Genomic DNA, 11,646 nt, shown 5'->3' on the forward strand with positions numbered 1-11,646 from the left:
CCGTCGCGGGCCCGTCGCGGGCCGTGGTGGCCGCGGTGGCCGTGGCGCCGGCACCACGGCCACCACAGCGGGGTCAGCGGGTCGGCCGCGACCAGTCCCCGGGCTGCCCCGGGTCCAGCCGGCGCAGCTTGTCGAGCACCTTGGGGTCCTGGGCGTCCAGCCAGTCGGCGACCTCGCGGAAGGAGACGCAGCGGACGCCGTCGCGCCTGCAGACGCTCCTCATCACGTCCTCGACGGCCTGCATGTAGATGCCGCCGTTCCAGGTCTCGAAGTGGTTCCCGATGAAGAACGGGGCCCGGCTGCCGTTGTAGACCCGTTCGAAGCCGCTGAGGTAGCTGTCCCTGGTCTCCTTCTCCCAGGCGGCGTACTTCCTGGGGTCGCCCTCGGAGGTGTTCCCGGACTGGCCGGCGAGGAAGTTGAAGTCCATCGAGAGGCCCTGGGTCGACCGGCCCGGGTAGGGCAGCAGCTGGAGCGGGAAGTTCCAGAGGCCCTCCTTCTTTCCGGGCCAGACCTGGAACTCGCCCGGTGAGCTGGCGTCGTACCGGAAACCCACGGCCTTCTCGGCCGGGAGCAGCGCCTGCTGACCCTCCAGGCAGGGGGCCCGGCCGCCGACGAGCTCCTTGGTGTAGTCGAAGGGCAGCGGCGGGAGGTTCTTGAGGCCGGTGTTGGTCTTCCAGTGGGTGACGAAGGAGACGGCCTGGTCGAGCTCGCTCCGCCACTCCTCGGTGGTCCAGTCCTTTCCGCCCTTGGCGTTGCAGAAGTGCCCGTTGAAGTGGGTGCCGATCTCGTTGCCCTCCTGCCAGGCGAGGCGCAGTTGCTCCAGGGTGTCCTTGATGTGGCCGTCGGTGGCGAAGTCGATGGAGGCGGTGCCGGGGTCGTGCCGCGGCGGGTGGTACAGGGTGCGCTTGGCCTTCGGCAGGGTGTAGATGCCGCTGAGGAAGAAGGTCATCCGGGCGTTGTTCTCCGCGCCGAGCCTGCGGAAGCGGGAGAACAGGTGGTCGTCGCCCTCCAGGGCGCCGTCCCAGGAGAAGACCACGAACTGCGGTGGCTTCTCGCCGGGTTTCAGCTTCTCGGGCTTGAGCGGCCCGGGCTGGGGGCCGGTGTCGGAGGTGGAGCCGTCGCCGAGCACCCTGACCCGGCCGTCCCAGGCCGGTGTGGGGGCGGGTGGCCCGGACGGCGTGGCCGCCGCGGCCCCGGCGCCCCCGGCCGGGCCGTCCGCGGCAGAGGTTTCGGCCCCGGCGGTCTCGGCGGCCCCTGCCTCGGCGGGTCTGTCCTGCGGGCCGGAGCCGTCCGCGGCCAGGGAGAAGGCCGCGAGGACCCCCACCGCCAGGAGGGCGGCCACGCCACGGGCGGTCCGCACACTGTCCTCCGCTTCCCCGACGCCGCGGTCCCGAGGGCCTGCCCCGTGGGTTTGACGCTGCGTCAGCTGTAGTTCGAATACGTCGACCTGTCACTGATGAAGATCACCTGGGGCCTCGTTCGGGTTGTCAGGGGATTCGCCGGGGTCGGAGCGGGCGGATAACGGAACGGTTTCGGAGCCGGTCCTCCGCGTGCCGGGGTCTTGACGGCGCGGGGAGGGTGGGCGTTTGCTGTGACCCGCTCGTTCGAACCTGTTTGGTTCTGGTTTGTTTTGTGTGTTTGAACGTTCAAACCGAACCCGGGCTCCCGCGATGCCCTGCGCGGCCCCACCCATCCCCCTTCGCTCCGCCCCCACCTCGTGCCACCCCGTCGAGAGGAATGCAATGTCACACCTTTCCCGTCGCGACCTGCTCCGCGCCTCGGGCGCGGGCCTGCTGGCCCTGGCCGCCGGCGGCACGCTCGCGGCCTGCGGCGACTCCGGCTCGGGCGGCGGCTCCGGCGGGGACGCCGAGACCGGCACGATCACCGTCTGGTCCTGGGCCACGGCCGCCGCCGCCCTGCGCGGGGTCGTCCCGGCCTTCGAGAAGGACAACCCGGGCATCAAGGTCGACGTCCAGGACATCGGCAACCCCGCCATCTGGGACAAGATCACCGTCGGCCTCGCGGCCGGCGGCCAGGGCCTCGGCGACGTCCTGCACATCGGCTGCGACTACCTCCCGGGATACCTGGAGAAGTTCCCCGGCGGCCTCGCCGACCTCTCCGCGTTCGGCGCCGACGCCCACCGCGACAAGTTCGCCAAGGGCCTGTGGCCGGTCGTCAGCGGCAAGGACGGCCACGCCTACGCGCTGCCCTGGGAGGTCAACCCGCTCGGTTTCTTCTACCGCAAGGACTACTTCGACAAGGCCGGCGTCGACCCGGCCACCCTCGCCACCTGGGACGACCTGATCGCGATCGCCGACCGGTTCAAGGCCGCCAACCCCGGCATCTCGCTGATCGGCATCAACAAGGCCGCCAACCCCAGCCCCGACCTGGACTTCCTGCAGTCCCTGATGCAGCTCCAGGGCGCCTTCTACTTCGACCTCCAGGGCAAGGTCACCCTCGGCTCCGAGCCCGACGTCCGCGCCCTGGCCACCCTCAAGCGCCTCGACGACGCGGGGCTGGTCGCCGACGCCCCCGGCGACCAGGGCTGGTCCACCCTGATGAAGGCCGGCAAGCTCGCCATCGCCCCGATGCCCGCCTGGGCCGCGCACTACCTGGAGACCAAGTTCGCCGACCAGAGCGGCAACTGGCGCCTCGCCAAGCCCCCGGCCGTCACCGCCGGCGGGAAGCGCACCGCCCTGGTCAACTCCACCCACCTGGCCGTCGCCGGCTCCAGCCCGCGCCGCCGCGCCGCCTGGAAGTTCGTCGAGTACGCGCTCACCCGCCCCGCCTCCGTCAACAGCATGTTCGACGCCGGCGGCGTCTTCCCCGCCCTGACCGAGGCCTACGGCGACCCGATGTACGCCAAGCCCAGCGCGTACTTCGGCGGCCAGCCGGTCCTGCGGACCTTCGCCGAGCTCGCCACCGACGGCGGCGACCCGACCAACTACTCCGGGGACTACGCCCGCGCCCTCAAGCTCGCCAGCGACGCCCAGACCAAGGTCTTCCTCAAGGGCGGCGACCCGGCGGCCGTCCTCCAGGACGCCGCCAAGCAGCTCGCCCAGCAGACCGGACGCGGCATCGCATGACCACCGCCACCCGACCCGCCCTCCCGACCCGGCCCGGCGCCCCGGCCGGGCCGGCCGCCGAGCGGGCCCACCGCCGGGCCCGGCGGCGCCGCACCGCCCTGCCGTACCTCCTGCTCGCCCCCGCCCTGATCGCCTTCGGGCTGTTCAAGGCCTACCCGATCGTCGACTCGCTGCTGCTGTCGTTCACCACCGGATCCGGCGCCGCCACCCGCGCCGCCGGCCTGGCCAACTACCGGCGGCTGCTGGACGACCCGCTGTTCTGGACGGCGCTGGGCAACACCGCGCAGATCCTCGTCGTCCAGGTGCCGCTGATGCTCGGGCTGGCCCTGCTGATGGCCGTCGGCATCAACTCCGTCCTGGTCCGCTGGCGGGCCGTCTGGCGGCTCGGCGTCTTCATGCCGGCCGTCACCGGCCTGGTCGCCACCGGCGTGATGTTCGCCTTCCTGCTCAACACCGACCACGGCGCGGTCAACTGGCTGCTGGACGCCGTCGGCCTGCCCACCGTCGACTGGCTCGGGCAGCCGTTCTGGGCCCGGATGTCCGTCGTCCTGGTGCTCACCTGGCACTACACCGGGTACAACGCGGTGATCTACCTGGCCGGCCTGCAGGGCATCCCCAAGGAGCTGTACGAGGCCGCGATGGTCGACGGCGCGGGCCCCGCCCGCCGCTTCACCGCCATCACCGTCCCGGCGCTGCGCCCGGTGCTGCTGTTCACCGTCGTGCTGTCCACCATCGGCACGCTCCAGCTCTTCGACGAGCCCTACGTGCTGACCGGCGGCGGGCCGGACAACGCGAGCCTGACCGTCTCCATGTACCTGTACCAGAACGGCTTCCGGTACTTCGACTTCGGCTACGCCTCCGCCATCGCCTACGCGCTCACCCTGCTGGTGTCGGTGCTCGGCGCGGTCCAGATGCGCCTGATGGGAGAGCGCGACAAGTGAAGTCCACGAAACTGCGGGGCTGGCCGCTGACCTTCCTGCTGGCGGGCGTCACCGGCCTGTCCGTCGGCCCGTTCTACTGGCTGGTGATCGCCACCACCCGCACGGACTCCGAGATCTTCGACTGGCCGCCCAAGCTGCTGCCCGGCGGGGCCCTCGGCGACAACCTCGAACGCCTCCAGCACAAGATCGGCCTGCTCCGGGTCGTCGGCAACTCGCTGCTGGTCGCCGGCGTGCAGACCGCCGGTGCGCTGGTCGTCGCCCTGCTGGCCGGCTACGCCTTCGCCAAGTTCCGCTTCCGCGGGCGGAGCCTGCTCTTCGGGCTGCTGCTCTCCACCCTCGTGGTGCCCGAACAGGTCATGCTGGTCCCGCTGTTCAAGATGATGATGAGCTTCGGCCTGCTCGACTCCTACCAGGCGATCATCCTGCCCGGGCTCTGCGTGCCGTTCGCGATCTTCCTGATGCGGCAGTCCCTCACCAGCCTGCCCGACGAACTGCTGGACGCCGCCCGGGTCGACGGCGCGGGCGAGCTGCGGGTCCTGTGGAGCGTCGTCGTCCCGGTCATGCGGCCGGTGCTGGCGGCTCTGTCGATCTTCCTGTTCCTCGGCTCCTGGAACCAGTTCGTCTGGCCGCTGATCGCGCTGCGCAGCCCGGAGATGCACACCCTCCCGGTGGCCATCGCGACGCTCTACGGCAACAAGAGCACCACCGACTACGGCGCGATCCTCTCCGGCACCGCGCTGTCCACCCTGCCGATGATGGTCCTCTTCCTGGTCCTCCAGCGGCAGTTCATCTCCGGCCTGCTGGCCGGCGCCACGAAAGGCTGAGCATGACCGAGATCTGGGAACCGCACGCCCCCGCCGCGGCCGGCGGCCTGCGCCCGCTGCCCGTCCAGGGCCTGGACCTGCGGGTCAGCGGCGCGGCGACGGCCCGCGAGGTGGGCGACGGCATTCTCGAGGTGACCGCCGAGGACGAGGGCGAGGTCCGGATCGAGTGGCGCCTGCCGTGCGTCGACGCCACCGCCTTCTGGACCCCGGAGCCGCGCGGCACCGGCTGGCTGCCCGCCGCCTGGAGCGCCCCGCGCCGCACCAGCCTGGCCAACGGCGCGCCGATCGCCGCCCTGATCGGCACCGGCGACGTGGCGATCTGCGCCTTCGCCGCCGAGCGTGCCGACGTCCTGGCCGGCGCCGGAGTGCTCGAGGAGACCGGCGAGTTCCGGTTCTGGGCCCAGGCCGCCGGCCGGCTCACCGTCCGCATCGACACCTCGCGCCGCCACTTCGCCCGCTGCCTGGCCGGCCTCGCCGCCTGGTGGTGGACCGGTCGCGAGGCCGACATCCCGCCGGCCGCCCGCCGCCCCGCCTACTCCACCTGGTACTCGATGCACCAGGACGTCTCGCCGGAGGCGGTGGAGACGCAGGCCGCGCTCGGCAAGGAGCTCGGCATGGACGTCATCATCGTCGACGACGGGTGGATGACCGCCGACCGCACCCGCGGCTACGCGCACTGCGGGGACTGGGAGCCGGTCTCGCTGCCGGACACCGCCGCCCACGTGCGGCGCGTCCACGACCTCGGCGTGCAGTACCTGCTCTGGTACGCGCTGCCGTTCATCGGCAAGGACAGCGCCGCCTTCGAGCGGATCGGCGGGTACGCGCTCGCCGACGCCGCCCACATGGGCGCGATCGTCGCCGACCCGCGCCACCCGGAGGTCCGCGAGTTCCTGATCGGCCGGCTCGCCCGGGCCGTCGAGGAGTGGGGCATGGACGGGCTCAAGGTCGACTTCGTCGACTGGTTCGCCCGCGCCGACGCCCCGCCCGCCGGGCCCGGAGCGGACTGCGAGAGCGTCGACGAGGGCGTGGAGCGGCTGCTCGCCGGGATCCGCCGCCGGATCGCCGCGGTGAAGCCGGGGGCGATGATCGAGTACCGCCAGCCGTACGTCAGCCCCGACCTGTGGCCGTACGTCACCATGATCCGCGCCACCGACTGCCCGCTCAGCCCGCAGGAGAACCGCCAGCGCACCGTCGACGTGCGGCTCGCCGCCGGGCCCGTCCCGGTCCACGCCGACATGCTGATGTGGCACCCGGCCGAGCCGCCGGAGCAGATCGCCTGCCACCTGATCAACGTGCTGTTCTCGGTGCCGCAGGTGTCCGTCGACCTCGCGGCGCAGAGCACCGCCCAGCGCGAGGCGATCGCCTTCTGGCTCGGCGTCTTCCGCGAGCACGCCGGCACCCTGCAGCTCGGCGAACTGCGCCCGGCCCGGCCGGACCTCGGCTACCCGATGGTCACCGCCGTCGGCGGCGGCACCGTCGCGGTCGCCCGCTACGCCGCGCTGCCGGTGGACGTCTCCGGGGACGGCTGGCGCACCCTGCTGGTCGCCAACGCCGACGCCGACCCGGACGTCCGGCTCACCGGAGGCAGCGGGACGGCCGAGGCCACCGTGCAGGACGCCCGGGGGCGTATCGTCCGGCAGGGCGGGATCGACCTCGACGGGGCGGGCGTCGTGCCCGTGCCGCGCGGTGGACTGCTGACCCTGCGCCGCCCGGCGGTCTGACCGACCGGCCGTCCGAGAAACCGTGCTGGGAGCTGCGATGCCCGAGGGAACCCGCCGACCGCGCCGCGGCGCCACCACGATCGAGGAGGTCGCGCGGGCGGCCGGGGTGTCCCGGCAGACCGTCTCCAACGCGCTCAACGCGCCCCAGCGGGTCCGCCCGGACACCCTGGAACGGGTGCGCACGGCCGTCCGCGAGCTCGGCTACCAGCCCGACCAGTCGGCCCGGTCGCTGCGCAGCGGCGCCCGGCGCACCCTCGGCTACCTCGCCCCGGTGGACGACCCCCTCGACCCCAACCCGCTGATGGCCGGCTTCCTGGAGGCCCTGGTCGACGCGGCCGGGGCCCGGGGCCAGCGGGTGCTGCTGTTCCGCCCGGCCCCGGGCGGCACCGACCCGCTGGCCGCCATCGACGAACTGGTGGCGGCCCGTCAGGTCGACGGACTGGTCCTCGCCGACGTGCTGCGCGACGACCCCCGGATCGCGCACGCGGCCCGGGTCGGCGTCCCGTTCGTCGCCTTCGGACGGACCGGCCCGGGGGAACCGCAGCACTGGGTGGACATCGCCAACGACACGGCGACCGCCGCGGTGGTGCGCCACCTGGCGGGGCTGGGCCACCGGCGGATCGGCTACCTCGGCCGCGCCGAGGAGCTGCCGTGGATGGCCGCCCGGCGGGCCGGATTCCTCGCCGAGGCGCGGCGGCTCGGCCTCTCGGCGGTGACGGCGGCGCGCCCGGACGTGGCGGCGGTGCGGGAGCTGCTGGGCGGGCGGGAGCGGCCGACGGCCTTCGTGGCGGGCAGCGACCTGCTGGCGCTGGACGTCTACGAGGCGGTGCGGGCCGAGGGGCTGGCGGTCGGGCCCGCCGGGGTGGCCGTCACCGGCTTCCACGACACGCCGCTCTGCCGGCACCTGCACCCCGCGCTCACCTCGGTGCGGTTGCCGCTGCGGGCGATCGCGGTCGCGCTGGTGGAGCGGCTGCTCGACCAGGTGCGGGGCGGCGGGGCGCCGGGGGAGGGGCTGGAGCTGCCGGCCGAGCTGGTGGTGCGGGCCAGCTCGGGGTGAGCGGCCACGGCGTCCGCTACGGGGTGCCCCCGCCAGCCTCGCCGCCGCCGGTGCCGGCACTGCCACCGGCAGCGGCGGCGCCACCGGCACCGCCCTCGCCGGAGGGTGCCACGATCAGCTCGCCGACCAGCCCGGCCGCCGCCGCCCGGTGCTCGGCCGGCAGCGCGTCGTCGGTGACCAGCACGTCCAGCTGGTCCAGTTCGGCGAAGGAGGCCAGGCCGACCGCGTTCCACTTGGTGTGGTCGGCCACCACGACCACCCGCCGGGCGGACTGCAGGAAGGTCCGGTTGGTCTCCGCCTCGGCGAGGTTCGGGGTGGTCAGCCCGGTCTCGGCGGACAGCCCGTGGCAGCCCATGACCAGGACGTTGACGTGCAGGGAGCGGATCGCCTGGTCGGCGACCGGTCCGACCAGCGCGTCCGAGGGGGTGCGGACGCCGCCGGTGCGGATCACCGTGGCGGTGGCGGGCGTGCCGTCCTCGTCGGGCTGCTCCAGCAGCTCGGCGATCCGCAGCGAGTTGGTGACCACGGTGAGGCCCTCGACGGCGCGCAGGTGCCGGGCGACCGCGAAGGTGGTCGTCCCGGCCGCCAGTCCCACGGCCGAGCCGGGCGGCACCAGGGCGGCGGCGGCCCGGGCGATCGCCTCCTTGGCGGGCAGCTCCCAGTGCGCCTTGGTCTCGAACCCGGGCTCGCCGCTGGCCGGCGCCTCGATCCGCACCGCCCCGCCGTGCACCTTGTGCACGAGCCCGCGGCGGGCCAGCGCGTCCAGGTCGCGGCGGATCGTCATGTCGGACACCCCGAGGTCCCGGACGAGCTCGGTCACCCTGACACCGCCGCGCGCGCGGACCTGCTCCAGGATCAGCACGCGGCGCTGCCCGGCGAGCGGTTGGGCGCTGTCAGCCATCGGGGGGCCTCCTCGGGGTGGGGGTGGTCCGACCGGTCACGGTCACCGCCATCATGGCAGGCGCGGACGGCTTCCGGACAGCCAGGTCTGATGGATAATGTTGGATAATGTTGTTTCGTGTCGGATAGCTAGCCCGAAGAGAGGGACGAAGGCCATGGCCGGGACCCTGACCCAGCCCACCGCCAGGACCGTGACCACACTCGCGGACGGGCGGCAGCTGATCTACTACGACAGCGGGGAGGCCGTCCCCCGGGACGCCGTCGACCGCCGACCGCTCGACCCGCCCGCCCACGGCTCCGAGATCCGGTTCGACCCGGCCACCGGGGACTGGGTCACCATCGCCGCCCACCGCCAGGCCCGCACCTACCGGCCACCCGCCGAGGAGTGCCCGCTCTGCCCGTCCCGGGACGGCCGGCTCAGCGAGATCCCGGCCGAGGACTACCAGGTGGCCGTCTTCGAGAACCGCTTCCCCGCCCTGGCCGGGACGGCGGCACCGGTGCACCCGGCCGACGGGCCGTGGACCAGCGGCCCCGGCACCGGCCGCTGCGAGGTCGTCTGCTTCACCGCCGACCACGACGCCTCCTTCGCCGACCTCGACGAACGACGTGCCCGTCTCGTCCTCGACGCCTGGACCGACCGCACCGCCGAACTCGCCGCCCTGCCCGGCGTCGAGCAGGTCTACTGCTTCGAGAACCGCGGCGCCGAGATCGGCGTCACCCTCGCCCACCCGCACGGGCAGATCTACGCCTTCCCCTTCACCACCCCGCGCACCGAACGGATGGCCGCCCGCGCCGGGCGGCACCGCGCCGCCACCGGCCGCAACCTCTTCGAGGACCTCGTCGCCGCCGAACGCGCCGACGGCGCGCGGGTGGTGCTCACCGGCGAGCACTGGACGGCCTTCGTCCCCTACGCCGCCCGCTGGCCCTACGAGGTGCACCTCCACCCGCACCGCAGGGTGCCCGACCTCACCGCCCTCGACGCGGCGCAGCGCGCCGAGTTCCCCGGCCTGTACCTGGAGCTGCTGCGCCGCTTCGACCGCCTCTTCGGCGGCGGCCGCACCCCCTACATCTCCGCCTGGCACCAGGCTCCCGCCGGGCGGCGCGACGAACTCGCCCTGCACCTGGAGCTGTTCACCATCCGGCGCACCGCCGACAAGCTCAAGTACCTGGCCGGGGTCGAGTCCGGCATGGACGCCTTCGTCAACGACGTCACCCCCGAGGACGCGGCCCGACGGCTGCGGGAGGCCACCCCGTGAACACCGCACGCCCCGTGAACACCGCACGCCCCGTGAACACCGCGCCGAACACCCCGCCGGCCACCTTCGAGGAGCTCTACGGCCACGCCCCCGAGGGCGAGTGGGCCGCCCCCGGCCGGGTCAACCTGATCGGTGAACACACCGACTACAACCTCGGGTTCGTCCTTCCGATCGCCCTCCCGCAGACCGTCCGCGCCCAGGCCCGGCGCCGTACGGACGGGGTGCTGCGGCTCTGGTCCGCCCAGGGCGACACCGCGGTCACCGAACTGCGGGTCGCCGACCTCGCCCCCGGCTCCGTCGCCGGCTGGGCGGCCTACCCGGCCGCCGTGGTGTGGACCCTTCGCGAGGCCGGGCACCCGGTCGACGGCGCCGACCTCCGGTTCGACGGCGACGTGCCCGGCGGCGCCGGCCTCTCCTCCTCGGCCGCCCTGGAGTGCGCCGTCGCGCTCGCCTGCAACGACCTGTACGGGCTCGGCCTCACCGCGCCCGAACTCGCCCTGCTCGCCCAGCGGGCCGAGAACGCGTTCGTCGGCGTCCCCTGCGGGGTCATGGACCAGACGGCCTCGATGTGCTGCCGCCCGGGCGCGGCCCTGCACCTGGACAGCCGGGACCTCGCCATGCGGCAGGTGCCGTTCGACCTGGCCGGCGCCGGACTCGCCCTGCTGGTGCTCGACACCCGGGTCAAGCACGACCTCGGCGACGGCGCCTACGCCGCGCTGCGGGCCGGCTGCGAACGTGCCGCCGCCCTGCTCGGCCTGCCCGCCCTGCGCGCGCTCGGGCCGGCCGACCTGCCGGGCCCCCTGGCCAGGCTCCCCGCGGAACTGCGGCCGCTGGTCCGGCACGTGGTCACCGAGAACGAGCGCGTCACGGCCGCCGTCGCCCACCTGGACGCCGGCGACCTCGCCGCGCTCGGCCCGATCCTCACCGCCGGACACGCCTCGCTGCGCGACGACTACCGGGTCTCCTGCCCGGAGACCGACCTCGCGGTCGAGGCCGCCGTCGCCGCCGGCGCCCACGGCGCGCGGATGACCGGCGGCGGCTTCGGCGGGTCCGTCATCGCCCTCGTCGACGAGGACGCCGCCGAGCGCGTCGCCGCCGCCGTCACCGCCGCCTTCCGCGCCGCGGGACACCGGGCCCCGCGCACCCTGACCGCCGTCCCGGCCGAGGGGGCGCGCCGCCTCTCCTAGGGTCCGTCAGGCGCGGTGCGCCGCCGGGCGCTCCGGGGAGGCCTCCGCGAGCGCCCGGGTCACGGCCGCCACTCCGGCGCGCAGCCCGTACACCGGGGTGCCCGGCTGCTGCCGCCAGGAGTCGTCGATGCCGCCCGCGTCGACGGTGTCGAAGCCCAGCTCCTCGATCAGCGAGCGCACCACGCGCTTGGCCGCGTCGTCGTCCGCGGCCACCGGGACGGCGAGGCGCTCCGGGTCACCCGCCGGGCGCGGGCGGTCCACGATGTCCTGCGCGTAGGTGCCGTTGAAGGCCTTCACCACCGGGTGGCCGAGCCGGCGCTCCGTCCACCGGCTCTCCGTCAGCCCGCCGTCCTCGATCTCGTCGATCCGGCCGTCGCGCTCCTTCGGGTAGTAGTTGCCGGTGTCGATCACCACGACGCCCTCGCCCAGGCCGCCCAGCAGCCCGGCGGGCAGGTCCGGCACGTTCTTCAGCGGCACCGTGACCACCACGACCTCCGCACCCTCGACGGCCTCGACGGCCGAGACGGCCTTCGCGCCGGTCTCCTCGACCAGGGCGCCGAGCGTCTCCGGGCCGCGCGAGTTCGCCACCGACACGTCGTGCCCCAGCGCCGTCAGCCGCCGGGTCAGGTTGCCGCCGATGTTGCCCGCGCCGATGATGCCGATCTTCATGGGAA

General features: G+C 74.1%; 10 protein-coding genes. 7 read left to right on the top strand and 3 right to left on the bottom strand.

What is annotated here, in order from left to right:
* Positions 1-73: 73 nt before the first annotated feature.
* The gene (locus ACIRS1_RS11335) at positions 74-1,360 is read right to left on the bottom strand and encodes a hypothetical protein (RefSeq protein ID WP_402838566.1); all 1,287 of its coding nucleotides are present in this window, start codon (positions 1,358-1,360) and stop codon (positions 74-76) included.
* A 382-nt stretch (positions 1,361-1,742) separates the two neighbouring features.
* Here ACIRS1_RS11335 and ACIRS1_RS11340 point away from each other — a divergent pair, with 382 nt between their 5' ends.
* From ACIRS1_RS11340 to ACIRS1_RS11360, 5 genes are read left to right on the top strand one after another with little or no spacing between them, the layout of a single operon-like run.
* Positions 1,743-3,086, top strand: coding sequence for an extracellular solute-binding protein (locus ACIRS1_RS11340; protein WP_360214856.1), 1,344 nt, complete (start codon positions 1,743-1,745; stop codon positions 3,084-3,086).
* Positions 3,083-4,027, top strand: coding sequence for a carbohydrate ABC transporter permease (locus ACIRS1_RS11345; protein WP_402838569.1), 945 nt, complete (start codon positions 3,083-3,085; stop codon positions 4,025-4,027). The genes ACIRS1_RS11340 and ACIRS1_RS11345 overlap by 4 nt, the downstream gene beginning before the upstream one ends.
* Positions 4,024-4,851 (top strand): carbohydrate ABC transporter permease, encoded by an 828-nt coding sequence (locus ACIRS1_RS11350; RefSeq protein ID WP_402838571.1) that lies wholly within the window; start codon positions 4,024-4,026, stop codon positions 4,849-4,851. Before ACIRS1_RS11345 ends, ACIRS1_RS11350 begins: the two co-directional genes overlap by 4 nt.
* 2 nt (positions 4,852-4,853) lie before the next feature.
* Entirely contained in the window at positions 4,854-6,572 is a 1,719-nt protein-coding gene (locus ACIRS1_RS11355; protein ID WP_402838573.1) for a glycoside hydrolase family 36 protein, read from the top strand.
* A 37-nt stretch (positions 6,573-6,609) separates the two neighbouring features.
* Positions 6,610-7,629, top strand: coding sequence for a LacI family DNA-binding transcriptional regulator (locus ACIRS1_RS11360; RefSeq protein ID WP_360214844.1), 1,020 nt, complete (start codon positions 6,610-6,612; stop codon positions 7,627-7,629).
* 16 nt (positions 7,630-7,645) lie between these two features.
* On the opposite strand, the gene ACIRS1_RS11365 is transcribed toward ACIRS1_RS11360, so the two are convergent.
* Positions 7,646-8,530, bottom strand: a complete 885-nt coding sequence (locus ACIRS1_RS11365) for a DeoR/GlpR family DNA-binding transcription regulator (RefSeq protein WP_402838575.1) — start codon at positions 8,528-8,530, stop codon at positions 7,646-7,648.
* A 154-nt stretch (positions 8,531-8,684) separates the two neighbouring features.
* Between ACIRS1_RS11365 and galT the strand changes: the two genes are divergently transcribed.
* Both galT and galK read left to right on the top strand, forming a co-directional pair.
* Positions 8,685-9,785 (top strand): galactose-1-phosphate uridylyltransferase, encoded by a 1,101-nt coding sequence (gene galT / locus ACIRS1_RS11370; protein ID WP_402838577.1) that lies wholly within the window; start codon positions 8,685-8,687, stop codon positions 9,783-9,785.
* On the top strand, positions 9,782-10,972 hold the full coding sequence (gene galK / locus ACIRS1_RS11375; RefSeq protein ID WP_402838579.1) for a galactokinase: 1,191 nt from the start codon (positions 9,782-9,784) through the stop codon (positions 10,970-10,972). Before galT ends, galK begins: the two co-directional genes overlap by 4 nt.
* A 6-nt stretch (positions 10,973-10,978) precedes the next feature.
* On the opposite strand, the gene ACIRS1_RS11380 is transcribed toward galK, so the two are convergent.
* Complete coding sequence (locus ACIRS1_RS11380; protein WP_402838581.1) at positions 10,979-11,641, bottom strand: NADPH-dependent F420 reductase; 663 nt, start codon at positions 11,639-11,641, stop codon at positions 10,979-10,981.
* Positions 11,642-11,646 lie beyond the last annotated feature (5 nt).

This window comes from Kitasatospora sp. NPDC101176 (genome assembly GCF_044768035.1).
Classification (GTDB): Bacteria; Actinomycetota; Actinomycetes; order Streptomycetales; family Streptomycetaceae; genus Kitasatospora.